Origin of the sequence: Pseudomonas sp. CNPSo 3701, from assembly GCF_028674975.1 — a bacterium.
GTDB classification, from domain to species: Bacteria; Pseudomonadota; Gammaproteobacteria; order Pseudomonadales; family Pseudomonadaceae; genus Aquipseudomonas; species Aquipseudomonas straminea.
The window spans coordinates 103020-127872 of record NZ_JAQZSI010000006.1; the positions used below are offsets into that span (position 1 = coordinate 103020).

Annotated in this window: 19 protein-coding genes; 4 read left to right on the forward strand and 15 right to left on the reverse strand. The window is 64.3% G+C overall.

The window, feature by feature from the left end:
* Positions 1-135: 135 nt before the first annotated feature.
* The 5 genes from folK to PVA39_RS18440 all read right to left on the reverse strand — a co-directional run bounded on the left by folK (position 136) and on the right by PVA39_RS18440 (position 7354).
* Positions 136-615 carry a 2-amino-4-hydroxy-6-hydroxymethyldihydropteridine diphosphokinase gene (gene folK, locus PVA39_RS18420; RefSeq protein ID WP_274125261.1) on the reverse strand — a complete coding sequence of 160 codons (480 nt, stop codon included), beginning with the start codon at positions 613-615 and terminating at the stop codon, positions 136-138.
* Positions 616-618: 3 nt separating this feature from the next.
* Entirely contained in the window at positions 619-2016 is a 1398-nt protein-coding gene (locus tag PVA39_RS18425; RefSeq protein ID WP_274125262.1) for a polynucleotide adenylyltransferase PcnB, read from the reverse strand.
* Between the two features lie 645 nt (positions 2017-2661).
* Positions 2662-4083 (reverse strand): sigma-54-dependent transcriptional regulator, encoded by a 1422-nt coding sequence (locus PVA39_RS18430; RefSeq protein WP_274125263.1) that lies wholly within the window; start codon positions 4081-4083, stop codon positions 2662-2664.
* A gap of 94 nt (positions 4084-4177) precedes the next feature.
* Positions 4178-7132, reverse strand: a complete 2955-nt coding sequence (locus PVA39_RS18435) for a sensor histidine kinase (RefSeq protein ID WP_274125264.1) — start codon at positions 7130-7132, stop codon at positions 4178-4180.
* Between the two features lie 45 nt (positions 7133-7177).
* The gene (locus PVA39_RS18440) at positions 7178-7354 is read right to left on the reverse strand and encodes a hypothetical protein (protein WP_013790070.1); all 177 of its coding nucleotides are present in this window, start codon (positions 7352-7354) and stop codon (positions 7178-7180) included.
* 185 nt (positions 7355-7539) lie between these two features.
* Here PVA39_RS18440 and PVA39_RS18445 point away from each other — a divergent pair, with 185 nt between their 5' ends.
* Both PVA39_RS18445 and PVA39_RS18450 read left to right on the forward strand, forming a co-directional pair.
* Entirely contained in the window at positions 7540-10002 is a 2463-nt protein-coding gene (locus PVA39_RS18445) for a circularly permuted type 2 ATP-grasp protein (protein ID WP_274125265.1), read from the forward strand.
* A complete protein-coding gene (locus tag PVA39_RS18450) occupies positions 9999-10886 on the forward strand; it encodes a transglutaminase family protein (RefSeq protein ID WP_274125266.1) in 888 nt (295 codons plus the stop codon). The genes PVA39_RS18445 and PVA39_RS18450 overlap by 4 nt, the downstream gene beginning before the upstream one ends.
* An 8-nt stretch (positions 10887-10894) precedes the next feature.
* Here PVA39_RS18450 and PVA39_RS18455 read toward each other — a convergent pair whose 3' ends face one another.
* The 8 genes from PVA39_RS18455 to PVA39_RS18490 all read right to left on the reverse strand — a co-directional run bounded on the left by PVA39_RS18455 (position 10895) and on the right by PVA39_RS18490 (position 19246).
* Entirely contained in the window at positions 10895-11188 is a 294-nt protein-coding gene (locus PVA39_RS18455; RefSeq protein ID WP_274125267.1) for a hypothetical protein, read from the reverse strand.
* A gap of 331 nt (positions 11189-11519) precedes the next feature.
* Positions 11520-12851: a DUF58 domain-containing protein gene (locus PVA39_RS18460; RefSeq protein WP_274125268.1), complete on the reverse strand. Its 1332-nt coding sequence runs from the start codon at positions 12849-12851 to the stop codon at positions 11520-11522.
* Positions 12852-12876: 25 nt separating this feature from the next.
* On the reverse strand, positions 12877-13926 hold the full coding sequence (locus PVA39_RS18465) for an AAA family ATPase (protein ID WP_274125269.1): 1050 nt from the start codon (positions 13924-13926) through the stop codon (positions 12877-12879).
* Entirely contained in the window at positions 13923-15143 is a 1221-nt protein-coding gene (locus PVA39_RS18470; protein ID WP_274125270.1) for a DUF4350 domain-containing protein, read from the reverse strand. Before PVA39_RS18470 ends, PVA39_RS18465 begins: the two co-directional genes overlap by 4 nt.
* Entirely contained in the window at positions 15140-16708 is a 1569-nt protein-coding gene (locus tag PVA39_RS18475; protein ID WP_274125271.1) for a DUF4129 domain-containing protein, read from the reverse strand. The genes PVA39_RS18470 and PVA39_RS18475 overlap by 4 nt, the downstream gene beginning before the upstream one ends.
* Entirely contained in the window at positions 16695-17675 is a 981-nt protein-coding gene (locus PVA39_RS18480) for a stage II sporulation protein M (RefSeq protein ID WP_274125272.1), read from the reverse strand. Before PVA39_RS18480 ends, PVA39_RS18475 begins: the two co-directional genes overlap by 14 nt.
* Positions 17672-18397, reverse strand: a complete 726-nt coding sequence (locus PVA39_RS18485) for an RDD family protein (protein WP_274125273.1) — start codon at positions 18395-18397, stop codon at positions 17672-17674. Before PVA39_RS18485 ends, PVA39_RS18480 begins: the two co-directional genes overlap by 4 nt.
* Positions 18398-18487: 90 nt before the next feature.
* On the reverse strand, positions 18488-19246 hold the full coding sequence (locus tag PVA39_RS18490; RefSeq protein WP_093505741.1) for a hypothetical protein: 759 nt from the start codon (positions 19244-19246) through the stop codon (positions 18488-18490).
* Positions 19247-19437: 191 nt separating this feature from the next.
* Here PVA39_RS18490 and sbcB point away from each other — a divergent pair, with 191 nt between their 5' ends.
* A complete protein-coding gene (gene sbcB / locus PVA39_RS18495) occupies positions 19438-20880 on the forward strand; it encodes an exodeoxyribonuclease I (RefSeq protein WP_274125274.1) in 1443 nt (480 codons plus the stop codon).
* Between the two features lie 127 nt (positions 20881-21007).
* On the opposite strand, the gene mvaT is transcribed toward sbcB, so the two are convergent.
* The gene (gene mvaT / locus PVA39_RS18500; protein WP_274125275.1) at positions 21008-21388 is read right to left on the reverse strand and encodes a histone-like nucleoid-structuring protein MvaT; all 381 of its coding nucleotides are present in this window, start codon (positions 21386-21388) and stop codon (positions 21008-21010) included.
* Between the two features lie 330 nt (positions 21389-21718).
* Here mvaT and purU point away from each other — a divergent pair, with 330 nt between their 5' ends.
* Positions 21719-22570, forward strand: coding sequence for a formyltetrahydrofolate deformylase (gene purU, locus PVA39_RS18505; protein WP_274125276.1), 852 nt, complete (start codon positions 21719-21721; stop codon positions 22568-22570).
* A 253-nt stretch (positions 22571-22823) separates the two neighbouring features.
* On the opposite strand, the gene PVA39_RS18510 is transcribed toward purU, so the two are convergent.
* Entirely contained in the window at positions 22824-24719 is a 1896-nt protein-coding gene (locus tag PVA39_RS18510; RefSeq protein ID WP_274125277.1) for a methyl-accepting chemotaxis protein, read from the reverse strand.
* Between the last annotated feature and the right edge of the window lie 134 nt (positions 24720-24853).

A 24853-nucleotide genomic window follows, 5' to 3' on the forward strand; every position in this document is an offset into this window, starting at 1 on the left:
GAAGGGGCAGCAATGCTGCTTCAATGTGGCCCCGGTGGGGGCAATGGGTGGCTATAGTCCCGATGGCAGGGGCGCAAGTCAATCGAATGTGTTACCGCGCTGTTACGCCGTTACCGCAGGCGTGTGCCCAGCGTATCAGGGCTGTAAACGCTCCAGACCTTCGAACGGGCAGGCCGCCAGCAGTTCGCTGAGATGACGGCCGTCGGGCAGTTGCAGCCCGTCGGCAAGTTCCGCCAGCGGGTACAGCACGAATGCGCGGGCGTGCATGTGATAGTGCGGCACGCGCAGGCGCGGCTCGTCGATCAGCCGTTGGCCGAACAGCAGGATGTCCAGATCCAGGGTGCGTGGTCCCCAGCGCTCATGGCGTTCGCGGCCCTGGTCCAGCTCGATGGCCTGCAGGGCGTCGAGCAGCTGCAGTGGCTCTAGCCCTGTCTCCAGTGCAGCGACGGCGTTGGTATAGCGGGGCTGGCCAGGCAGCAGCGAGTCGCTGACATAGAAGGAGGACACCGCAGCCAGACGAGTGTCTGGCAATTGCTCCAGGGCCACCAGGGCCTGGCGCAGCTGTTCGGTGGGCTCGGCCAGGTTGCTACCCAGGCCGATATAGACGCGTTCCATCACTTACTCGCCAGCGCCGCCGCTCTGCGGAGTGCGCTGGCGCTTGCCGCCACCGCTGCGGCGACGCTTGCGCGGCGCGCTGCCAGGCTCGTCCTTGCTGGACAGATTGCGGATCATCACCCGGCGATCACTGTCGCTGGCGTCTTGATACTCGGTCCACCAGTCGCCCAGGCCGCCGGTTTCCTCGCCGGCGCTCTCGCGCAGCAGCAGGAAGTCGTAACCGGCGCGGAAGCGGGGGTTCTCCAGCAACAGATCGGCGCGCTTGCCGCTGCGGCGGGGCAGACGTTCCTGCATGTCCCAGATTTCGCGGATCGGCATGGTGAAGCGCTTGGGAACGGCGATGCGCTGGCACTGCTCGGCGATCAGTTCGTGGGCGGCTTCCTGCATGGCAGGAATGGCCGGCATGCCGCGCTCCTGCAGGCGAATCACCCGTGCCGGCAAAGCCGGCCAGAGCAGAGCGGCGAACAGGAAGGCAGGGGTGACCGGTTTGCCCTGATGGATGCGCAGGTCGGTGTTGTCCAGTGCGTTGCGGATCAGGGTGTCGGTGTATTCGGGGTTCTGCCGCAGCGCCGCGGCGCTGGCCGGGAACAGCTGGCCGAACAGGCCATAGTCGACCAGCAGATCGTAGGTGTAGATGGCGTAGCCGCTGAGGAACAGCTTGAGCACTTCATCGAACAGGCGCGCGGCCGGGATACCGCCCAGCAGGTGCGCCAGGTCGTGGATCGGGTCGGCGCTGTGCTTCTCGATGTCGAAGTCCAGTTTGGCGGCGAAACGCACGGCGCGCAGCATGCGCACCGGGTCTTCCTGGTAACGCTGAGTCGGGTTGCCGATCAGCCGTACCAGGTTGTTGCGGATGTCGTGCATGCCGTTGGCGTAGTCGAGAATCCGCTCGGAAACCGGGTCGTAGTACAGCGCGTTGATGGTGAAGTCACGGCGCTGGGCGTCGTCTTCCAGGGTGCCGTACACGTTGTCGCGCAGGATGCGGCCGCTCTCGTTGCGCGAAGACTGGTTGCTGTTCTCTTCCTCGTCGCCTTCCGGGTGGTTGGCACGGAAGGTCGCGGTTTCGATGATCTCGCGGCCGAAGTGCACGTGCACCAGCTTGAAGCGGCGACCGATTACCCGCGCATTGCGGAACTCGGCCCGCACCTGCTCCGGCGTGGCGCTGGTGGCGACGTCGAAATCCTTGGGCTCGATGCCCAGCAGCAGGTCGCGCACGCAGCCACCAACCAGATAAGCCTCGTAGCCGGCGTTCTGCAGACGCTCGACCACGCTGATGGCGTGGCGGCTGATCTGCCCGCGCTGGATCGGGTGCTGGTTGTTGTTCAGCACGTGCGGCGTGCTGTGAGGCTGGTGCGCATGGCGCAGCGGCGAGCGGAAGGACTTGAACAGCTTTTTCAGCATGGAGGGCACTGTATGGCGAATTGAGCGGCCAGAATAATGTAAAGGCGCAGAAATAGCGCGGATTCTAGCATCAGGTGACTTAGGGGCGTAAGCGGGGTGGCGGGCAGGCCGGGGCGGGAAAGGACAAGGGGAGCCGAAGCTCCCCTTAAGTAGTGCGTTACGTCGTTCTTGTTATGCAGGCTGTTGTTCTTGTTGGGGTGCCTGTTCCGGATCAGGTCCGGAGTACCTCCCGAGTGGGAGCAAGAGCGAACGGATTATTTTGGATGCTGACGCTACCTCAGGCCCTGATCTTCACCCGTGGGTGCTGACCGTCGACATTTATTGTTGTTGTCTGTCTGGCTGTGGTGCCGAGAGGCGATCCTCTCCAAAATAATCAGTTAGCTGCGCCTTCTGCGATCTTGTTCTTATTGTGCTGAAGCCGTTACGTCTTATTTTTATTATCGTGGGTCATGCTTGTTATTGTTGTTGTGCCAGAGATAAAGCATTCGGCGTGCCAGTTTTTATTTTTCTTTTAAAAACAATGGCTTGAGATTTTCGACTGTTTGCCGGGCAAAAAAAAGCCGGGATTCCGTTACCGTAAACCCCGGCTTTGTTACGTGTTGTCATGATCAGCGGTAACACCCGCCCTAGAGCGTGCGCGGCGCTCTACTCGCTGGCCGCGCCCGACTTGCGACGTGGGATGCCCAGGCGCTGACGGCGCTCCCACAGGCACTTGCGGCTGATGCCCAGTTTGCGAGCCAGCTCGGTCTCGGTCATGTGGTCCTGATGCTCGAGGACGAAGTGCTGGAAGTAGTCTTCCAGTGACAGGTCTTCGCTGGGATCCTGGCTGGTTGCATTCACCGCGGCGCTTTGCGTCGCCAGGCCCATGAACACGTCCTCGTCCAGATCCTCCAGCTCGATGTCGATGCCCAGCAGGTCGGCGTTGATGGTGCTGCCGTCGCAGAGGATCACCGAACGCTCGATGGCGTTCTCCAGCTCACGCACGTTGCCTGGCCAGCTGTAATGGTGGATGGCCTGCTCGGCATCCGGGCCGAAGTGCAGGTCGCTGCGGCCCATGCGCGCCGACTGGCGGGCCAGGAAGGCGCGGGCGATTTCCAGTACGTCGGCACCGCGTTCGCGCAACGGTGGCAGCTTCAGGGCGATGACGTGCAGGCGGTAATAAAGGTCTTCCCGGAACTGGCCGGTTTTCGACAGGGTTTTCAGGTCGCGGTGGGTCGCGGCGATCAGGCGCACATCGACCTTTTGCGATTGCACCGAGCCGACCCGGCGGATTTCGCCTTCCTGCAACACGCGCAGCAGGCGCGCCTGGGCTTCCAGGGGCAGTTCGCCGATCTCGTCGAGAAACAGCGTGCCGCCGTCGGCCGCTTCCACCAGGCCGGCGCGGCTGGCGCTGGCCCCGGTGAAGGCGCCTTTCTCGTGGCCGAACAGCTCGGACTCGATCAGGGTTTCCGGAATCGCTGCGCAGTTGACCGAAATCAGCGGCGCCTTGGCGCGCTTGGAGAGGTTGTGCAGGGCACGGGCGACCAGTTCCTTGCCAGTGCCGGACTCGCCCTGCACCAGCACGTTGGAGTCGGTGGGCGCCACTTTGCGGATCTTGCTGTACAGCTCCAGCATGGCCGGGCTGGAGCCGATGATGCCGATCTCGCCGGTGGCCGCCTTGTCGCCCTTGTCGGCGCCGCGTGCCGCGGCAGGGGCGCCGGCGGACTGATTGCGTGCTTCGCGATCACGCAGGATGCGCGCTACGGCCTGGAGCATTTCGTCGTGGTCGAAGGGTTTGGCGATGTAGTCGACGGCGCCCATCTTCATCGAGTCGACCGCCGAGCGCAGGCTCGCATAGCTGGTCATGATCAGCACCGGCGCGCCCTGGGCCAGCTTGATCAGCTCGGTGCCCGGTGCGCCCGGCAGGCGCAGGTCACTGACCACCAGATCGAAGCCGGGAATATCGAAACGTTCCTGGGCTTCCTGTACCGAACCGGCTTCGCTGACCTGGTACTGGTTGCGTTCGAGCAGGCGACGCAGGGCGGAGCGGATGATGGTTTCGTCTTCGACGATCAGGATATGAGGCATTTAAACGAATTCTCTCGACGGTCTCGGAACCTGCTTCCCGGTGCTGCGGCCAAGATGGGCCACGCGCATCCCCAGGAATGCGGTTCTTCGGAATTTAGTTCGCCAGTGGCATGGCCTCGATGTGCCGCGGCAGCGTCACCCGGATGCGGGTGCCACGTTGCTGCTCGGGGTCGATCGGGCTGTCGATTGTTATCTGGCCATAATGCTCTTCCACGATGGAATAGACCAGTGCGAGGCCGAGTCCGGTTCCTTTTCCGGGGTCCTTGGTGGTGAAGAATGGCTCGAACAGTCGGTCCATCACGCCCTTGGGAATCCCGCTGCCTTCGTCCTCGACGATCAGGTCGACAGTGTGCTCCGAAGCCTCGCTGCGCACGCGGATCGCGCCGCCAGCAGGCGAGGCGTCGCGAGCGTTGCTGAGCAGGTTGATCAGCACCTGGGCCAGACGCTGTGGGTCGCCTCCGGCGCGGTGCGCGGGGTCGCACAGGTTGAAGAACTGCACGTCGACGCTGCGCCGGTTGAGCGCCAGAAGACCGATGGCTTCCTGAGCGACTTCGGCCAGGCACACCGGTTCGTCCGCCTGCTGGTGGTTGCCGGAGTGGGCGAAGTTCATCAGCGAGTGAACGATACGTGTGACCCGCTTGGTCTGCTCGAGAATCTGCCCGCTGATTTCGGTCAGTTCCGGATCGCTTTCCCGTTCCTCGCGCAGGTTTTGCGCCAGGCAGGCGATGCCGGTGATCGGGTTGCCTATCTCGTGGGCCACCCCGGCGGCCAGACGGCCGATGCTGGCCAGGCGCTCGGAATGCACCAGCTTGTCTTCGAGCATCTGCGTGTCGGTCAGGTCCTCGACCAGCAGCACCAGGCCGCTGTTACCGGGTGCCAGGGGCTCGTCGATGGCCGCCTTGTGCAGGTTCAGCCAGCGGGTCTGGCCATCGAGGGCCAGGCGCTGTTTGTGCAGGTGCTCGTCCGGATTTTCGATAAAGCTTTGCAGCAGTTCGCGCCACGGTTCGGCGAGGGTCGACAGGCGTGAGCCGACGATGCGCTGGGCAGGAATTTCGGTGAGTTCTTCCATGGCCTTGTTCCACATCAGGATCTCGTGATCCTTGGCCAGCGAGCAGACGCCCATGGGCAGTTCCTGCAGGGTCTGGCGATGGTAGCGGCGCAGGGCGTCGAGCTCGGCGGCCAGGCCGGTGAGGCGCGAGTGGTAATCCTCCAGGCGGCTTTCGATGAAGTGGATGTCCTCGGTCACGTAGCCTTCGCTGCCGGACTTGTAGGGCAGGAAGGATTCGATGATGTCCTGGGCGACGCTGGGGCCCATCAGCCCGGACAGGTTGGCCTCCAGGCGGTCGCGCAGGCGGCGCAGGGCGTAGGGGCGGCTTTCGTCGAAGGGCAGGTGCAGGTCGCGCAGGGCCTGTTCGACCTCGCGCTGGGCGGTCTTGGCGCCGAGCGGCTTGGCCAGCTGGGCGGCGAATTCCTGGGGCGACAGGGCCAGCAGCTCGCGGCGTTGCGGGCGGCGCACGTTGTCTACCGCGCAGGCTTCGGCGGCGCTGTCTTCCTCGGGGCTGGAGTCGGTGAACACCGAAACCAGGGTGAACACCAGCACGTTGATGGCCAGCGAGGCGATGGCTGCCATGTGCCAGCTGCTGTCGTCGAGCACGTAGACCAGATCCAGCACCGGCACGTACAGGCCGGGCAGGGTGCCGATCAGCGGCAGCAGCATGCTCACCGACCACACCGCGATGCCAGCCAGCAAGCCGGCGATAAAACCGCGGCGGTTGGCGGTCGGCCAGTACAGCACCGAGAGCACGCCGGGCAGGAACTGCAGGGTGGCGACGAAGGAGACGATGCCCAGGTTGGCCATGTCCTGCTGGGCGTCGAGCAGGGTGTAGAAGGCGTAGCTGGCCAGGATGATCGCGACGATCAGCGCGCGGCGCGTCCACTTCAGCCAGCGGTAGATGTTGCCTTCGGCCGGCGGCTGGTAGAGCGGCAGCACTACGTGGTTGAGCAGCATGCCGGACAGCGCCAGGGTGGTGACGATGATCAGCCCGCTGGAGGCCGACAGACCGCCGATGTAGGCGATCAGCACTAGCGTCGGACTTTCCACGGCCAGGCCCAGGCCGAGGGTGAAATATTCCGGGCTGGTGGTAGAACCCAGGCGCAGACCCGCCCATAGCACTAGCGGTACGGCCAGGCTCATCAGCAGCAGGAACAGCGGCAGGCCCCAACTAGCGCTGACCAGCGCGCGCGGGTTGAGGTTCTCGGTAAAGGTCATGTGGTACATGTGCGGCATGACGATGGCCGAGGCGAAGAACACCAGCAGCAGGGTACGCCACGGGCCTTCCTGCAGCGGCGTATGCAGGCTGGAGAGCGCGGTCTGGTTGAGCACCAGCCATTGCTCCAGATCGCGCGGGCCGTCGAACACGGCATACAGCGCGTACAGGCCGATGGCGCCCATGGCCACCAGCTTGACCACCGACTCGAAGGCGATAGCGAACACTAGGCCTTCGTGCTTTTCCCGGGTGGCCAGGTGGCGCGCGCCGAACAGGATGGTCACCAGGATGAACAGCCCGCAGAACGCCAGGGCGATCTGTGGCTGCACCGTCTCACGGGTGAGGATGCCGATGGCATCGGTCACCGCCTGGATCTGCAGGGCCAGCAGCGGCAGCACGGCGACCAGCATGCACAGGGTGCTCAGCGCACCGGCCCAGGTGCTGCGAAAGCGGAAGGCGAACAGGTCGGCCAGCGACGACAGCTGATAGGTGCGGGTAATGCGCAGGATCGGGTAGAGCAGGACCGGGGCAAGCAGAAAGGCGCCGGTCACGCCCAGGTAGCTGGCCAGAAAGCCGTAACCGTACTGATAGGCCAAACCGACGCTGCCATAGAAGGCCCAGGCGCTGGCGTACACGCCCAGCGACAGGGTGTAGGTCAGCGGGTGACGGATGAAACGACGCGGGATCAGCCCACGGTCGGCGCACCAGGCGACCGCGAAGAGGACCAGCAGGTAGGCGGCGCTGATCAGCATCAGCCCGCTGAGGCTAAAACTCATCGGCATTCTCGGCTTGGCGCGTCAGGGGAGGCGGCGGGTTGGCGCATGGGCTCAGAGCTCGTCGGCATCGCGCTGACTCTGCAGAACGAAGGTCACCACGATGAGGATCAGCCACAGCATGTAGGGGCGGTACCAGGCACCGTTGGGATCGATCCACCAGTCCATGATGGCAGGCGAGAACAGGTAGATGCCGACTACCAGAATCAGAACCAATCGATAGATATACATGCCGCGTCTCGCTACTGAGTGTGGCGATGGTAACGGAAGCGCGGGGCGCTGGCGAAGGGGCATCGTTCGGCTGGCGCGTGGCGCAGCGCTGGCGCATATCTTGCTGGCTGATCAATGCCCATAGCGGCTACGCTTTTACCGCGCGTGGCGTTGCCGCGCAATCTACGCACTGCATTGGAATCTTCATGCCTGATCTGCTTGCCGGATACCTGCCTGACGAGGCGGCCTACGACGAACTGCTCGACCGCCAGGGGCAGGTACGCCCGCACTGGCGGCCGGTGCTGAGCCAGCTGCGCCGCAACACGCCCGCGCAGTTGCAGCAGCGCCAGGCAATGGTGACCCGGCAGATCCAGGCCAACGGCGTTACCTACAACGTTTATGCCGATCCCGATGGCGCCGACCGCCCCTGGGAACTGGACCTGTTGCCCAACCTGATACCGGCGGCCGAATGGCAGACCATCGCCGCCGGCGTGGCACAGCGCGCGGGCCTACTCAACAAGGTGCTGGCTGATCTCTACGGCCCCCAGCATTTGCTGGCTGAAGGGCTGCTGCCGCCGGAGCTGGTGTTCGGGCACGAGAGTTTTCTGTGGCCGTGCCAGGGCGTGCAGCCGCCCGGCAGCACTTTTCTGCATCTGTATGCGGTGGACCTGGCCCGTTCGGCAGACGGCCGCTGGCAGGTGGTCGCCGATCGCACCCAGGCGCCGGCTGGTGCCGGCTTCGCCCTGGAGAACCGGCAGATCATTTCGCGGGCCTTTCCCGAGCTGTACCGCGATCTTGGCGTGCAGCACCTGGCCGGTTTCTTCCGCACTCTGCAGGATACTCTGACCAGCCAGGCGCCGGCCGGTAACGACACGCCCCTGGTGGTGGTGCTGACCGCCGGGCGTTTCAACGAAAGCTACTTCGAGCACCTGTACCTGGCGCGCCAGCTCGGCTACCCGCTGGTGGAAGGCAGCGACCTGACCGTGCGCGACGCCACGCTCTACCTCAAGACCCTTGCCGGCTTGCAACGCGTGCATGCAGTGTTGCGCCGGCTGGATGATGATTTCTGCGATCCCCTGGAGCTGCGCAGCGATTCGGCGCTCGGCGTGCCCGGGCTGCTGGAAGTGGTACGCCAGGGGCGCGTGCTGGTGGCCAATGCCCTGGGCTCTGGCCTGCTGGAGTCGCCCGGGTTGAGCGGCTTTCTGCCGGCGGTCAGCGAGCGTTTGCTCGGTGAGCCGCTGCTGTTGCCTGGCATCGACAGTGTCTGGTGCGGCGAGCCGCCGGTGCTGGCCAAGGTGCTGGAAGACTTGCCGAATTGGTTGATCCGTCCCTGTTCAGCAGCCCAGCGCTTGGCGCAGGGCCGCAATCCCGATGCCGAGCACCTGCGCCAGCAGCCGGAGGCCTACGTTGCCCAGGCTTCCGTGCAGCTGTCCCGGGCACCGGTGTGGTTCGGTGAGGCCGGTGTGCAGCCACGTGTCATCGGCATGCGCGTGTTCGCCGTGGCCAGTGGCGACGGCTACCGGGTGATGCCAGGCGGCCTGACACGTGCGGCCGTGGCAGGCGCAACCGACGTGATGTCCATGCAAAGTGGCGGCGTCAGCAAGGACACCTGGGTGCTGGGCGAGCGTCAGGCGCCGAGTGAGCAATGGCAGGGCACGCGGGCTCTGGGCGCTGCCGATCTGGTGCGCAGCGACCCCTACCTGCCCTCTCGGGTGGTGGAAAACCTGTTCTGGTTCGGGCGCTACAGCGAGCGCTGCGAGGACAATGCGCGGCTGTTGCGCATCATGCTGGCGCGTTACGTCGATGACGACGACGACCCGCGTGCGCTGCAGGCCATGTTTGCACTCGCCGAGACGCTCGGCACCTTGCCCGATGAGGCCCATGGCAGCCTGGAGGCGCGTTTGCGCGAAGCACTGCTCGGTAGCGAGTGGCCGGCCAGCGTGCGCGTCAACCTGCAGCGCCTGCAATGGACGGCCGGAAGCGTGCGCGGCAAGCTGTCCCAGGCCAACTGGCAGGCCATGGTCGAGCTGCAGCGCGATCTGCAGCAGCTGGAATGCCGTGATGGCGACCTTGGCCAGCTGCTGGATGTGCTCAACCGGCTGATGATTTCCCTGGCTGCGCTATCCGGTTTCGCCCTCGACGACATGACCCGCGACGAGGGCTGGCGCTTTCTGATGATCGGCCGCTGCATCGAACGCGTGCAGTTTCTCTGCGACAGCATCGGCGGCTTCCTGCGCATCGGCGCCAGTGACGACGCCGCGGCGCTGGACTGGCTTTTGGAACTGGGCAACAGCTCGATCACCTACCGCACCCGCTATATGGCCAGCGCCCAGCTGATTCCGGTGCTCGACCTGCTGCTGCTCGATGAGCGCAACCCACATGCCGTGGTGTACCAGCTGCGCCTGCTGCTGCGTGCCCTGAAACGTCTGGCCGAGCGTTTCGAGATGGAAGCCAATCCTGATCTGGCACAGCTCGAACGCCGCCTAAGCGCCTTCGACCTGCATAGCCTGGAAGATCCGCTGTTCGGTGCCGGCGGCATTCGCGCGGTGCTCGACGGCCTGGCCGGGTTGCTCGCGGATATCGGTCAGGGCGCTGGCGCGGTCTCCGAGCAACTGAGCCTGCGGTTTTTTGCCCACGTGGCGGCCAGCCAGGGAACCCAGTCTTCATGAGCCGCCGTTACCAGGTGCTGCACGACACCCATTACCGCTACGCGGCGCCGGTTTCTCTGGCCCAGCAACTCGCGCATCTTTGGCCGCGGGAATGCGCCTGGCAGTGCTGCGATGCGCGGCAGCTGCTGGTCAGCCCCGAGCCCTGCCAGCGCCGCGATGGCGTCGAAGTATTCGGCAATCCGCTGACCCGTCTGGCCTTCGAGCGGCCCCACGATGCGTTGCACGTGCGGGCCCAATTGAGCGTCGAGGTGTTGCCGCGCCGCCCGGTCAACCTGCAGGGCTCACCTTCATGGGAATCCGTGCGTCAGGCGCTTTGCTACCAGCGCCGCGCCTTGTCCGCCGAGATGCTGGATGCGGTGCGTTATCGATTCGCCTCGCCCTATGTGGGGCTGGATGTGGCCTTCGACGCCTTCGCGGCCGACTGCTTCGCGCCCGAGCGCCCGCTGCTCGAAGCCGTACAGGCGCTAATGCACAAGATCCATGGCGAGTTCGCCTTCGACGCCAGCGCCACCTTGGTGGCGACGCCGCTGCTGACGGTACTCGAGCAGCGGCGCGGGGTCTGTCAGGACTTCGCTCACCTGATGCTCGCCTGCCTGCGCTCGCGGGGGCTTGCCGCCCGCTACGTCAGCGGCTACCTGCTGACCCAGCCGCCCCCCGGGCAGGCGCGGCTGATCGGCGCTGATGCGTCCCACGCCTGGGTATCGGTGTATTGCCCGCATAACGGTTGGGTGGACTTCGACCCCACCAACAACCTGTTGCCGGCGCTGGAGCACATCACCCTGGCCTGGGGCCGCGATTTCGGCGATGTATCACCCCTGCGCGGGGTGATTCTCGGCGGTGGCCATCATGATCCAGTCGTTCAGGTAACGGTCACGCCGCTGTAGGGTGGGGTTCAGGCCGCGATCACGCGGAGGACGGCGACCAGCTGGAAGGCGCAGAAGAAGCCCAGGGCGATGCGCAGCGGGGTGGACAGGTTGGCGCCGAGGCTGTCGCGAAGTGGCTTGAGCATGAAACTCGGGGTCAGGGCCAGGCCGATCACCAGCGAGACCACGGCGAACATCGAAAAGAACTCGCTGCTCATCGGCGGCACGCCCGAGGCGAAACCGTACAGGAGGCAACCAACGGCCACGGCGAAAAAGGCCGCAGAAATCAGGCGCTCCTTGGGTGTCCAGGACGAAAAGTTCACAGGCAGGCTCCACAGGCGAAAACGTTGGGGCGCAGTATAAGGAATGGCGTCTGCCTGGGCAGCCGTCGGTAACAAAGTAGCGGCAGCGGGCGAACGGCGCGCTCGGCCTAAAGACCTGTTCACGATCCTTCGGTTCGACTTCGGGATGTTGGCTGCAATGTGGCGAGAGCAGCATTTCACGAACTTGTGGGAGGGGCTTTAGCCCCGAGCTCTTTGTTTGCCCTGATAAAAGACTCGAGGCTAAAGCCTCTCCCACAAAGATCCGTGCCTGCCGTACGCTTTTGCTTTTTTGCAGCCGCTTTATGTCGCTTAAAAAGACCCTGAGCAGGCTCTAGAGAACGCCCGCCTTTTTCCAGGCCAGATAACGGTTGACCAGCTCCGGCCCCAGCTCGCCAGGACGCGCGTCGAGCACTGGCACGTTATGGGCCGCCAGGCGCTCATGCAGCGTGTTGCGGGCGTTGAGGTAATCCACCGCGCCGCAGTAGTTCAGCGCCGATTCGTAGTCCTGCACCTGGGTGTGGCGCAGGGTGTCGAGTACGTCCTCGCGCAGGCTGGCGATCAGTACGCGATGGCGACGCTCAAGGCGCTTGACGGCGGCCAGCAGGTCTTCGTCGTCCTCGTCACGCAGGTTAGTGATCAGCACCACCAGGGCGCGGCGGCTCTGGCGCTTGAGCAGGGCGTCCACCGCGTCGCTGTAGTCGGCGGGGCGCTGGCTGCTCTGCAGGTCATACACGGCGTTGAGCAGCACGTTGACCTGGGCCTGGCCCTTGACCGGCGGCAGGTAGCGGCGCTGCTCGCTGGCAAAGGTCATCAGCCCCACCGCGTCGCCCTGGCGCAGGGCGACGTAGCCCAGCAGCAGGCTGGCATTGAGGGCGTGATCGAAGTGCGACAGTTCACCGTCCTGGCTGCGCATACGGCGGCCGCAGTCGAGCAGGAAGAGGATCTGCTGGTCGCGCTCGTCCTGGTACTCGCGGGCAATCGGCGTGCGCTTGCGGGCGGTGGCCTTCCAGTCGATCTGGCGCAGCGTGTCGCCATCGCGGAATTCACGCAGCTGATGAAATTCCTGGCCCAGGCCACGGCGCTGGCGCTGGCGCACGCCCAGCTGGCTGATCCAGTCGTCCACGGCCATCAGCTGGGCGCCGTACAGGCGGGCGAAGTCCGGATAGACGCGGGTTTCGTCGCGCAGCTCGAGGTGGCGGCGCGATTGCCACAGGCGCAGCGGGCTGGGCAAGCCGACTTCGCAGCGCGGGAACACGAAGTGGCCGCGCACCAGCGGGCGCACCCGGTAGGTGAAGGTGGTGTGCTCGCCGGGGCGCAGCTCGACCTGCTGCGGCATGTGCTCGACGGCCATGTCCTGGGGCGCGTGATCGAATACCTCGATGTGCAGGCCGCGGTTATAGGCATGCTCGGCGCTCAGGCGCACCTCGCTCCAGCGGCCCAGCGGCAGGTTGCCCGGCAGCTGCCGGTGCAGGCGCGGCGAGGGCAGGCGACGCAGGCGCAGTGCGTCGGTCAGGGCTGCCAACGTGAGCAGCAGCAAGGCGCCCCACCACAGGGTGATGAGACGCTCGGGCACGGCCACCGACAGTGCGTCCAGCGTGCCGAGGACGATGGCGACCACGAGCAGAGCGCCCAGCAGGCGCAGCAGGGTGGAGGAGGGCTTCATGCCGCTTGATCCCGGTTCGAGTCGGTCATAGACGGGGCGCAGGCACCTGATCGAGCAGTTGCAGCAGAACCTGATCGACCGACAGCCCCTCGATGTCCAGTTCCGGCGACAGCCGTACGCGATGGCGCAGCACGGCCAGGGCGCAGCCCTTGATGTCGTCCGGCAGCACGAAATCGCCGCCGCGCAACAGGGCGCGGGCACGGGCGCCGCGCACCAGAGCGATGGATGCGCGGGGGCCGGCACCGATGGCCAGGCCCGGCCAGCTGCGGGTGGCGCGAGCCAGGCGCACGGCGTAGTCGAGCACCTGGTCGTCGAGCGGCAGGTCGCTGGCGATCTTCTGCATGATCAGCACGTCCTTGGCCTGCAGCAGGGTGCGCAGCGGGGTGACGTCGAGCATGTCGGCCTTCGGCGAGCGGGTGACCTGGCGAACCATGTTCAGCTCTTCGTGCTGCTCGGGGTAGTCCATGTGCAGCTTGAGCATGAAACGGTCGAGCTCGGCTTCCGGCAGCGGGTAGGTGCCTTCCTGCTCGATGGGGTTCTGGGTGGCCAGCACCATGAACGGCAGCGGCACCGCCAGCGGGCGACCTTCCAGGGTCACCTGGCGCTCCTGCATGACTTCCAGCAGCGCGGCCTGGGTCTTGGCCGGCGCGCGGTTGATCTCGTCGGCGAGCAGCAGGTTGGTGAAGATCGGCCCCTTGCGCAGCTTGAACTGCTCGCTCTGCAGGTCGTACACCGCGTGGCCGGTGATGTCGCTGGGCATCAGGTCCGGGGTGAACTGGATGCGCGCGAACTCGCCGCCGAAGCAGCGCGCCAGGGCGCGCACCAGTAGAGTCTTGCCGAGGCCGGGCACACCTTCGAGCAGCACGTGGCCGCCAGCGATCAGCGCGGTGAGCACGTCGTCGATCACCGCCGTCTGGCCGATCACCGCCTTCTGCAGTTCCTGGCGCAGGCCCTGAGCCAGTTGGCTGGCGCGCTGGCGCTGCTGGGCGATGTTGCCGGCCGAGGGCGCGGCGGCCGGCGCCGCGGTGGATTCGCCGATCGGGCTGCTCGGCTGGTCAGGCGTATTTTCGCTCATAGGGCATTCCTGAGTGTTTGCAGGTGGGCGACCTGGCGGGTGAAGTCGCTGGCGGACAGGCGTTTCTCGCCCAGGGGGCGCATGGCCTGGCTGATGATGGTGGAAGGCTGACGGCTGAGGCGGCCAAGAATCTGCCACTGGTCGGCCACGGCCAGGCGCTCGAAACCGGGGTGGCGACGGCGGGCGCGACGCAGGATGTCCTGCTGCAGGTTGCCGAGCAGACGTTGCTGGCCGCTCTGGCGAAGCAGGAAATCGGCGGCGGCGCGCAGGTGTTCCTGCAGCTGCCGGCGGCTGACCGGTTGCGGTTGCAGCAGCGGCCCGCGGCGCTGGCCGACGTGCCACAGGGTCAGCACCAGCAGCAGGGCCAGGGCCAGCAGGGCCGGGGCGAAATGGCGTTGCAGCAGGGTCAGCAGGCTGTCGCGGTCGGCGTTGTAGACCAGGGTCACGGCGCTGTCCTGGCTGAGGTACCAGAGCAGCCAGGCGTTGTCGTAGTTGCCGAGGTTCTCGTTCTGCCAGACCCAGGCATCGCTGACGATGCTGATCAGCCCGTCGCCGTGATAGATCTGCAGCAGATGCGTGGCTTCGCCGCTGTTGGCCCAGACGTGGGCCAGGTTATTGGCATCGTAGAGGTGAAAGTCGGTATCGAAGTCGATGTAGGCCGGTGCCTGCTCGTTTTCCAGGTACAGCTTTGTCAGATAGGGGTAGGCGTCCTTCGGCTGTTCTTCACCGTCTTCGCTCGCCGGCTCCTGATCGTCGGTGGCCTCGTCGCTTGCTTGCTCGGCTTCTTCCTCGTCGAGTTTCTCGACCGGGTATTGCTGGACGTTCAGCTTGTCGAGCAGCAGATCGCCGCTCTTGCCCTGTTCCTCGTCCCACATGCGCTCGGCAACGAACAGCAAGTGGCCGCCGCGGGCCGTCCATTCCAGCAGGCGCTCGTTCTGGCGTGGCGTCAGGTTGCTGCGGTTGGCGAGCAGCAGCAGGGTGTGGCCGCGACTCGGCAAGGTGTCGAGGCCGGCCAGGTTGTCGGCGCGGGCAACCTCGATGCCCTGCTTGCGCAGGAACTGTTCGGCGGCCAGATAGGGATTGGCGCGGGCCTCGGGTGAAGGGCCGTGGGTGACCACTTCCTCGTAGGATTCGGCGCGTTGCAGCAGGAAATTGCCGAGCAGGCCAAGAATCAGCACCAGCAGAACGAGCAGGCCGATACGCAGGGAGCGGCTCATGGGCGACCTCGCTGTTCGACCAGGCGGCGCCAGTCATTGCACAGCACCGGGCAAAGCGCGGTTGGCGGCAGGCGATGGCCGTAAGCGAGGTTCTGCCAGTGGCGCGTCAGGGTGTGGCTGAAGTTGCTCAGTTCCGGATCGTCGAGACCATCGACCAGCGGCAGCACTTCGGCTTCGGTGTGGGAACTCTTGAGCGGCAGCTTGTGATCGTGGATCAGACAGCTGAGCAGGGCACGGTAAAGCAGGCCCAGAGCGGCGCGCGGGTCCTCAGCCCAGAGCCGTTCGGCGCTGCTGGCCACATCGTCCGGCAGGCTTTCCGGCACTACGTCCAGGCTGAATAGCTGGTCCGGCGATTCGACTTTCTTCGTACGTTTTACCCGTGTGCGGCCGACGAAGGTGCCGAGCCACTCGCGGTAGCGCCACAGCACCAGGGCGATCAGGCCGATCACCAGCGCCCACAGGGCGGCCTCGAAGAACCGAGCCAGACCTTTCAGCGCTTCCCAGCCTTCGAGCATGTCGAAGAACTTCTCCAGCTTCTCGCTGGACCCAGGCTCTGCCTTGTCCTCTTTGGCCTCGTCGCCGAAGCGCCAGCGGGTCACGGTTTCACGGTTCTCGAAGGGCGGCGAGTCGAGAATTTGCAGCGCCGCTTCCCGGGAGGCCTGGCTGGTCAGCGGCTGGGCGAGCATGCGTGGCGCTTCCGGGCCGTTGGGGTCTTCGCTGGGTAGCGGGCAACTGGCGAGCGTATCGGCTAAGGCCGGCATCGGCGCCTGCAATGCCAGCATGCCGATGCCGAGCAGCAAGGCGTAGGCCACGCCGGTCAGGCGCTGGCGCAGGCGGCGGAAGGTCAGCTCGATATCCCAGCCTTCCAGGGCCGTGCGGCGGTTGAGGTACAGGCTGAAACCGCCAGCCACATAGATCGGCCCCCAGAGGACCAGCAGCAGCGCATAGGCCAGGTTGGACAGGTGCTCCAGCCACAGCCACTCGCTGGTGTCGCCGTTGATCAGGCTCTGCCAGTCCCATTCGGTGGAAACCTGGGTGGGAATGAGCAGGTAGACCAGACTGCCGAGGCCGATCCACAGGGCGGTTTCCAGGTGCACGCCGACCAGGGTCAGCCAGGTGGCCGCGCCTGAGTTGCGCTGCGCCAGTACGTTGAGGCGTTGGGTACGCGCCTTGCCCTTGAGGCCTTCGAGCTGCAGCACCGGCAGGTCGAAGCTGCGCGTCGGGCTAAAGCGGCGCCAGGTCAGGCTAGCCAGCAGCTGTGGTTTCAGCAGGGCAGGGAAGGCCTTGAGTGCCTGCTTGAGTGTCGGCGTATCGCCGAACAGCGAGCGCGAGAGGATGTATAGCGGCAGCCGCTCGTAAGCCGGCTTCAGCCACCAGAACACGAACATCGCCCAGGACGGGTACTGCCACAGTAGTGCGCAGAGCACGGCGAAAATCGGCAGGGTCACTGCAGCCCAGCTGGCCATTAGCAGGCGGCGATGCTGACGGGCCATCAGTACGCCGAGGTCGATGGCTTCCCAGGGCGTGCGCGGGCGGATCGCCACGCTGGCATCAGTCAGGCGCATGCTGCCTCCGGCCTGCCAGGCCCAGATAAGCCAGCACCAGCGCCCACAGGCCGGCGCCCACCCAGTATTTCACCGTGGGTGTGGAGAAGGTCATGGATGACCAGTAAGCCTCGATAAAGGCGGCGATCAGCAGAAACAGCGCAGCGCCGCCGAGCAGTCGGATGGCGCGGATCGCCGCCAGGCGCAGTGCTTCGCCACGGGGCAGGCGACCGGGTGCCAGCAACGCCCAGCCGAGCTTGAGGCCTGCAGCGCCGGCCAGGGCGATGGCGGTCAGTTCGAAGGCACCGTGGCCGATCACGAACGACCAGAAGGTTTCGCTGTAGCCCAACTGGGTCAGATAGCCGGCCACCGCGCCGATCATCAGGCCATTGAACAGCAGGAAGAACAGGCTGCCGACGCCGAACAGCAGGCCACTGGCGAAGGTCTGAAAGGCGATGCCGATGTTGTTCATGATGTAGAAGCCGAACATCATCCAGTCATCGCCCGCATCACGCTCGCCAAAGCGGCCCAGGCGCGTGGTGTCCGGGTTGTACATGCTCTCCATCTCGCTGACTCGGGCTGGATCCATGACGCTGTAGACCAGGTCTGGAAACAGGTAAACGAGAGTGCCCATCAGCGCCAGGCTACCGAAGAACAGCAGGCTGGCGATGCTCACCAGGCGCCACTCCTCGCGCACCAGACGCGGAAAGCCAGCCAGCACGAAGCCGATCAGCTGCGGGCCGATGGCGCTGCGATGGCGGTAGAACTGCTGGTGGCCACGCAGGGCCAGGTGCTGCAGTTCCTCGATCAGATGGTTGCTGTAGCCGCGGGCCCGGGCCAATGCCAGGTGCTGGCAGAGGCGGCGGTACTCGGCGGCGAATGTGCGGCTCTTGTCCGCATCGCGGTCACCGCTTTCCAGACGCGTGAGCTGTTCGGCGAAGGCCTGCCACTGGGGCTGGTGACGGGTTTCGAAAAGGCTCTGCTTCATATCGGGCCCAACAAGCCGCGGGCGATGCCGTTGATGCGGCCTTCGGCCTGGTTGGCATCGACCTGCAGTGGCTCGGCGAGAATGCCTGCCAGCTCGGCGCGGCGCGCGGTCGACAGGCCTTCACCCCGTTCTGCGAAAGCCAGCATGGCGCGTTGCTCGGCAAAATCCAGCGCGAAAGGCGCCGGCAGCGCCTCGGCCTCGGGCAGATTCGGCCGCTCGATAGCCTGCTCGCGGTAAACCACCAGGGTGCCGGCGGCGATATCGCCGAGGCGCTTGAAGGCGCGGGTGCTCAGGCAACTGATGATGCCCAGGGTGTAGGCGAACGGCAGCAGGTCGACGAAACGCAGCAGGTTGCGGGTCAGCGAGGCCGGCCAGCTGATCGGCGTGCCATCGTCATGCACTACGCGCAGGCCGAGCAACTGTTTGCCTGGCGATCGGCCCTGGTTGAGTACCTCGAACAGCACCATGTACCACCAGGTCACCAGAAACAGAATGATGGTCGCCAGGCCCATGCCCAGCTGGCCGAACAGGCCCAGTACCAGATAGACGACGGCGAGGATGGCACCGCGTATCAGCAGGTCGATGGTAAAGGCCAGGGCACGCGGCACCAGCCCGGCAGGACGCAGCGCGAGGTCGATCCCTTCCGGGGTTTCCACCTGATAGCGCGTGTCCAGCACGGCCTGCTGGGGTCGAGAAGAAGGGATGGCTGAGGAAGGTGGCATCGTCACGTCGTAGGGAGCAAAGCCCGATGCTAGCCAGCAGCGGAGCGGGAAGCAACCAGGCCGCGCGAACGCGGCCTGGGCTGCACATGCTTAACGTGCGACGGGCAGGACGCCGAAGATGGTGCGGTACAGCACGCCCATGACCATGACGAACAGCGGGATGGTCCAGATCAGGCCGATGCCCAGCGGAATGGCGCTGATGGACACGATCAGGCCGAGCAGCAGGAACAGGCCGAAGACCTTGAACCAGTGCTGGGTGATGGCCTTGCGCGAGGCTTCCATGGCCTGCCACGGCGACAGGCCACGCTCGACGATCAGCGGGATGGCCAGCATGTAGGCCACGGCCAGGTAGATGCCGGGGATCAGCAGCAGGATCATGCCCAGGTAGATCAGCAGCATCATCAGCACGGCAGCGATCAGCAGCGGTACGAGGCTGCCGAAGTGGCCGAAAATTTCGTTGAAGCTGATCGGCTGGCCCGCTGCGCGGCGAATGCCGACCATGGTCAGGCCGGCGAAGAACGGGTAGCTCACCGCCGAGGCGATGATGGTGGTCAGCAGCTGACCGATGATGATCAGCGCCAGGCTGTCGCTGAACATGCTGAAGATGCCCAGCACGCCACCGACCACGAACGAGGCTACCAGAATCGCCACGTAGAAGATCAGGAAGCCGCCGATGATGATGCCTTTGGTGCCTTTGGTCAGCTGCCAGGCTTCGCTGAGCAGGCCGCCAATGGTGAAGTCGTAGCCCCGGCTCAGGGCTTGTTCGACGCTCAGTGCTTGGGCGCCGGTGGGCGCGTCCTGCAGCTGGCTGGTGGGAACGGCATACGGATTGGTCGTGGTGTCACTCATGATTCATCCTTGGCGAGCGGCAATGAGATTGTTTCCTGATGTTAATGGTGGATTAGATCGCTAACAAGGGGGCACTCGCTGCCTCGTTGCCAAGGTCGTGAAGGCCATCAAGTTTTTGCCAGGCTGTCGTGGTTTGTGAACGAGCGGCAACAAACCTAGACTGCGACGCTCATTCGTCACAGGAGTCCGCCGTGCCTTCCAGTCTGTTCTGGTACGACTACGAAACCACCGGTATCGACCCGCGCCGTGATCGACCGCTGCAGGTCGCCGGCATCCGCACCGACGAGCAGCTCAACGAAATCGACGCGCCGATCAATCTGTACTGCCAGCCAAGCGACGATATTTTGCCGCACCCCGCGGCCTGCATGATTACCGGCATCGGCCCGGACCGGCTGGCGCGTGAAGGTTTGAGTGAAGCCGAATTCATGACCCGCGTACATGCCGAGCTGGCGCGCCCCGGCACCTGTGGCGTGGGCTACAACAGCTTGCGTTTCGATGATGAGGTGACGCGTTACAGCCTGTACCGCAACTTCTTCGACCCCTATGCCCGCGAATGGCAGGGCGGCAACAGCCGCTGGGATCTGATCGACATGGTGCGCACCGCTTATGCGCTGCGCCCCGAAGGCATCGAATGGCCACAGGACGAGCACGGCGTTAGCCTCAAGCTCGAGCGCCTGACCGCCGCCAACGGTATCGATCACGGTCAGGCTCACGATGCGCTGTCGGACGTGCGCGCTACCATCGCCCTGGCGCGGCTGATCCGCGAGCGCCAGCCCAAGCTCTATGACTACCTATACGGCCTGCGCAGCAAGCAGCAGGTGCTTGACCAGATCCGCCTGCTGCAACCCCTGGTGCATGTGTCCGGGCGCTTTTCCGGGGCGCGGCATTACCTGGCCGTCGTGCTGCCGCTGGCCTGGCATCCGCGCAACCGCAATGCGCTGATCGTCTGCGACCTGCACCTGGATGCGGCGCCGTTGCTGAATGAAAGCGCCGACACCCTAAGGCAGCGCCTTTATACGCGGCGCGATGACCTGGGCGGCGAACTGCCGGTACCGCTCAAGCTCATACATATCAATCGCTGCCCGGTGATCGCCCCCCTAGGCGTATTGCGCGACGAAGATTGCCAGCGCCTGCAGTTGGACAAGACCGAGTTGCAAGCGCGTGCCAAGCGATTGGCTGATACCCAGGAACAATGGCGAGACAAATTGCCGCAGGTGTATACGGAAGAAAGTTTCGCTTCGGTGATGGATCCCGAGCAGCAGTTGTACGATGGTTTTATTGGTGACCGCGACCGCCGACTTTGCGAGCAGGTGCGTAATTGTGATCCGGCCCAATTGGCTGCGCAGTCCTGGCCATTCGGTGATGCACGGTTGCCCGAGTTACTGTTTCGCTACCGGGCCCGTAACTTCGCGATGACCCTGAGCAGTGAAGAACAATTGCGCTGGCATGCGTTCTGCCGGCAGCGTCTTAGCCAGCCCGAGTTTGGTGCGCCCAATACGCTGGTGAGTTTCGAGACGGAGATGGCGCGTTATCTGACTGAGGCAAACGAAAGTCAGCAGGCAGCACTGCACGCCTGGCTTGCGCACGCGCAACAATTGCGTCAGCGATATGGTCTACAAAACGAAGGGAAATAAAACTGGTTGCCAGTGTTAAATCATCAGGTGGTCAATCGAATCTTTCTATTGAATTGATTGAATAGACGCCCATAAAAAACGCCAGCAATGCTGGCGTTCTTCATGGACTTACCGCCCCGGTCTGGCATCAGCCCAGCAGGGTAGCCCAGCCTTCGACGACGTCGGCGCCCCACTTGGCTTTCCACTCTTTCAGGGTCTTGTGGTTGCCACCTTTGGTTTCGATGACTTCACCGGTGTTCGGGTTTTTGTACTGCTTAACTTTGCGAGCACGCTTGCTGCCGGCGGCTGCTTTACCTGCTGCGCGCGGCGCTTTGCCAACTTTGGCTTCTGGATCGAGCAGCGCAATGATGTCGCGCAGCGATTTCTGATATTCGCCCATCAGGGTGCGCAGCTTGCCTTCGAACTCCAGCTCCTTTTTCAGCTTGTCGTCTTGCGACAGGCTTTTCAGACGCTCTTGCAGTTCTTTGATGTTTTCTTCGAGGCTGCGGTATTCAGTGATCAGCGACATGTGCGTACCTTTAATGCAATGCAAGGGAGGGGCTAAGTGTTGCTTATAGTAGACAGGGGCCGGTTTTAAGTAAACCGCTTTGTATTAAACAGACGTGCGCCAGGAAAAGAAGTTGCACGGCTGGGTGACTATTTAATTAGCGCTTAAATTAGCTTTAACACTAATCGCCGGCACCGCTAAACAGTGAAGGTATAACTGCAAGTGTCGGTGACTTCTTGCGGACCTGGCCGCATCGTCCATGCCCGGCACGACGGGCGCCTGGTACAGCTACTGCAGTTTTTTGTGGGTGTGGCTAAAATGCGAGCCTTCGCTAATTCTCTGGAGTTGTTCATGCGCACTTTTCGGCTGGTAATCGCCTGCCCTGATCGTACCGGCATCGTGGCCAAGGTCAGTAACTTCCTGGCGACCTACAACGGCTGGATCACCGAAGCGAGCCACCATTCGGACACGCAGAGCGGCTGGTTTTTCATGCGCCACGAAATCCGTGCCGATTCGCTGCCCTTCGACCTGGACGGCTTCAATCAGGCGTTCGCGCCCATCGCCCGTGAGTTTTCGATGGAATGGCGCATCACCGACTCGGCGCAAAAGAAGCGTGTGGTGCTGATGGCCAGCCGCGAGTCCCACTGTCTGGCCGACCTGCTGCACCGCTGGCACAGCAACGAGCTGGATTGCGACATTCCCTGCGTGATTTCCAACCATGACGACCTGCGCAGCATGGTCGAGTGGCATGGCATCCCGTTCATCCATGTGCCGGTGGACCCGCAGAACAAGCAGCCAGCATTCGATGAGGTCGCGCGCCTGGTCGAAGAGCACCGCGCTGATGTGATCGTGCTGGCGCGCTACATGCAGATCCTGCCGCCCAAATTGTGTCAGGACTATGCGCAGCGCGTGATCAACATCCACCACAGCTTCCTACCGTCCTTCGTCGGCGCCAAGCCCTATCACCAGGCCTCGCTACGCGGTGTGAAGCTGATCGGCGCTACCTCTCACTATGTGACCGAGGAGCTGGACGCCGGCCCGATCATTGAGCAGGACGTGGTGCGCGTCAGCCATCGCGAGACCATCGAGGAGATGGTGCGCCTGGGTAAGGACGTGGAAAAGATGGTGCTGGCCCGCGGTCTGCGTTATCACCTGGAAGACCGCGTGCTGGTGCACAACAACAAAACCGTGGTCTTCGACTGATCCCGGCCTGACAGGGGCTCTGCGATGGATGACGACGACAGGCCACAACCCGGCGCCGCCAAGCCGCCACCGACACTCGGTGATGGGTGCGTGCGACGGTACGACCCTGATGCGTTGAGCGACGAGGACGGGACCGAGTTCGAAGGCGCCGAAGCCTTGTGGCAACGCACGCAGCGTGAGCAGCAGCACTCCGACAGGTAGAGTCCGATAAATGAAAAAGGGCGCCAGTGGCGCCCTTTTTGTTGCTGTGGTTTCAGATTCGGAAGCTGTCGACCAGGTGCTTGAGGCGTGCTGCCTGTTGCTCTAGGTCCGCGCAGGCGCGCAGGGTGGCCTGCAGGTTTTCCACACCTTCCTGATTGAGGGTGTTGATCTCGGTAATGTCCATGTTCAGTGCCTCGATCACCGAGGTCTGCTCCTCGGTGGCTGTGGCCACGGACTGGTTCATGCCGTCGATCTCGCCGATGCGCAGGGTCACACTGCCCAGGCGCTCGCCCGCCTGGTTGGCGACCTCCACGCTCTGCTCGCTGTAATGCTGGCTCTCGGTCATGGTGGTGACCGACTCGCGGGAGCCGACCTGCAGCTCCTCGATCATCTTCTCGATTTCCTGGGCCGATTCCTGGGTGCGATGAGCCAGGTTGCGCACTTCATCGGCGACCACCGCGAAACCGCGGCCCGCCTCGCCAGCGCGGGCGGCTTCGATGGCGGCGTTGAGGGCCAGCAGGTTGGTCTGCTGGGAGATGCTCTTGATCACCTCGAGAATCTGCCCGATGTCCGTGGTCTTGCCAGCGAGCATCTCGATCTTGCTGCGGGCATCGACCACCTTGGCGGAAAGGTCGGTCATGGCATTGATCGCCTGCTGCACAACCTTGCCACCGTCTTCGGCCTGATGGCGGGCGTCGGAGGCCTGATTGGAAGCGTCTGCGGCGTTACGGGCGATTTCCTGGGCGGCGGCGCCCAGTTCGTTGATCGCCGCGGCCACGCTGTTGGTACGGCTGGCCTGTTCGTCGGAGTTGACGATCGAGGAGTTGGAAGCGTTGACCACCAGCTTGGCGACTTCGTTGACCTGGGCGGTGGCTGAGGACACTTCGCGGATCGAGGCGTGGATGCGCTCGACAAAGCGGTTGAACGAGCTGGCCAGCGCGCCGAATTCGTCGTGGGACTGGATGGCCAGGCGCTTGGTCAGGTCGCCTTCACCGCGGGCGATATCTTCCATGGCCTTGCCCATGGTGGTCAGCGGTTGCATCAGCACGCGGATCAGCACACCGAGCAAGGCGATGATCAGCGCCACGGCGATCAGCGTGGCGATGGCGGCCGACAGGCGGAATTCATCCAGCGCCGCATAGGCCAGGCTCTTGTCGATGGACAGGCCCACGTACCACTGTACGTCCGGCAGGCCTTTGACGGGGGCGAAGGTCAGCAGGCGCTGTTGGCCGTCCTGGGTGACTTCGGTGAGCTTGCTGTCCAGGCCGATGGTGGCGTTGGGGTAGAGGTCGCGCAGGTTCTTCATCACCAGGTCGCCCTGAGGGTGAACCAGCACGGTGCCATCTTTGCTGACCAGAAACGCATAACCCAGGTCGCCCAGGTCAATGGAGTTGATGATCTTCACCAGGGTATCCAGGCTGACGTCGCCGCCGGCCATGCCGAATGGCTTGCCGTCCGCGCCATGCACCGGGGCGATGGGCGAGATCACCAGGGTGTTGGTGATCTGGTCGACATAGGGCGCGGTGAGCAGGGTGCGGTTGGCCTGAGCGGTGTCCTTGTACCAGGGGCGGGTGCGCGGATCGTAGCCGGCAGCCATCTGGGTCGGTGGGCTGGACAGGAAGCGGCCGTCGCTCTGCACACCGACATAGGTGGACAGGAAAGCCTCCTTGTAGACCGGGCGGGAAATCACCTCCTGCAGGTTGCCCGCGGCGATGGCCAGCTCCAGATTCTGGGCCAGGCTCTCGACCAAAAGGATGCGCCCGGACAGCCAGCTTTCGATATTGCCGGCCGCGGCATTGCTGGCCTGGCTGAGGTTGCTCTGGAGCGAGGCCTGTATGCTGCTACGCTGGCGGCTGTCGTTATAGAAGCTGAACAGAGCGAAGGCGACCGTGACCACCAGGGTGGCGGCCAGGAGGATCTTGTGGCTGAACTGCAGGTTTCTCGTCATGGCGTCTTGCGTCCGGTAATCGCTGGAACCAGTCTTGTGGGGCGTCGCCAGGTGGCGAATGGGCAGGGCAGGCGGCCGAGCTTGGGCTGAATCGGCTATGGCCTGGCGGTTATGTCGGCAGCAGCACCCTAAAG

What these genes read in the sequence shown, in the direction of transcription:
- PVA39_RS18510 (WP_274125277.1), bottom strand. Translation starts at nt 24,719, where the DNA reads ATGACGAGAAACCTGCAGTTCAGCCACAAGATCCTCCTGGCCGCCACC.
- purU (WP_274125276.1), top strand. Translation starts at nt 21,719, where the DNA reads ATGCGCACTTTTCGGCTGGTAATCGCCTGCCCTGATCGTACCGGCATC.
- PVA39_RS18490 (WP_093505741.1), bottom strand. Translation starts at nt 19,246, where the DNA reads ATGAGTGACACCACGACCAATCCGTATGCCGTTCCCACCAGCCAGCTG.
- PVA39_RS18430 (WP_274125263.1), bottom strand. Translation starts at nt 4,083, where the DNA reads ATGCCTCATATCCTGATCGTCGAAGACGAAACCATCATCCGCTCCGCC.
- PVA39_RS18445 (WP_274125265.1), top strand. Translation starts at nt 7,540, where the DNA reads ATGCCTGATCTGCTTGCCGGATACCTGCCTGACGAGGCGGCCTACGAC.
- PVA39_RS18440 (WP_013790070.1), bottom strand. Translation starts at nt 7,354, where the DNA reads ATGTATATCTATCGATTGGTTCTGATTCTGGTAGTCGGCATCTACCTG.
- PVA39_RS18480 (WP_274125272.1), bottom strand. Translation starts at nt 17,675, where the DNA reads ATGAAGCAGAGCCTTTTCGAAACCCGTCACCAGCCCCAGTGGCAGGCC.
- folK (WP_274125261.1), bottom strand. Translation starts at nt 615, where the DNA reads ATGGAACGCGTCTATATCGGCCTGGGTAGCAACCTGGCCGAGCCCACC.
- mvaT (WP_274125275.1), bottom strand. Translation starts at nt 21,388, where the DNA reads ATGTCGCTGATCACTGAATACCGCAGCCTCGAAGAAAACATCAAAGAA.
- PVA39_RS18460 (WP_274125268.1), bottom strand. Translation starts at nt 12,851, where the DNA reads ATGAAGCCCTCCTCCACCCTGCTGCGCCTGCTGGGCGCTCTGCTCGTG.
- PVA39_RS18470 (WP_274125270.1), bottom strand. Translation starts at nt 15,143, where the DNA reads ATGAGCCGCTCCCTGCGTATCGGCCTGCTCGTTCTGCTGGTGCTGATT.
- PVA39_RS18435 (WP_274125264.1), bottom strand. Translation starts at nt 7,132, where the DNA reads ATGCCGATGAGTTTTAGCCTCAGCGGGCTGATGCTGATCAGCGCCGCC.
- PVA39_RS18450 (WP_274125266.1), top strand. Translation starts at nt 9,999, where the DNA reads ATGAGCCGCCGTTACCAGGTGCTGCACGACACCCATTACCGCTACGCG.
- PVA39_RS18485 (WP_274125273.1), bottom strand. Translation starts at nt 18,397, where the DNA reads ATGCCACCTTCCTCAGCCATCCCTTCTTCTCGACCCCAGCAGGCCGTG.
- PVA39_RS18475 (WP_274125271.1), bottom strand. Translation starts at nt 16,708, where the DNA reads ATGCGCCTGACTGATGCCAGCGTGGCGATCCGCCCGCGCACGCCCTGG.
- PVA39_RS18465 (WP_274125269.1), bottom strand. Translation starts at nt 13,926, where the DNA reads ATGAGCGAAAATACGCCTGACCAGCCGAGCAGCCCGATCGGCGAATCC.
- PVA39_RS18425 (WP_274125262.1), bottom strand. Translation starts at nt 2,016, where the DNA reads ATGCTGAAAAAGCTGTTCAAGTCCTTCCGCTCGCCGCTGCGCCATGCG.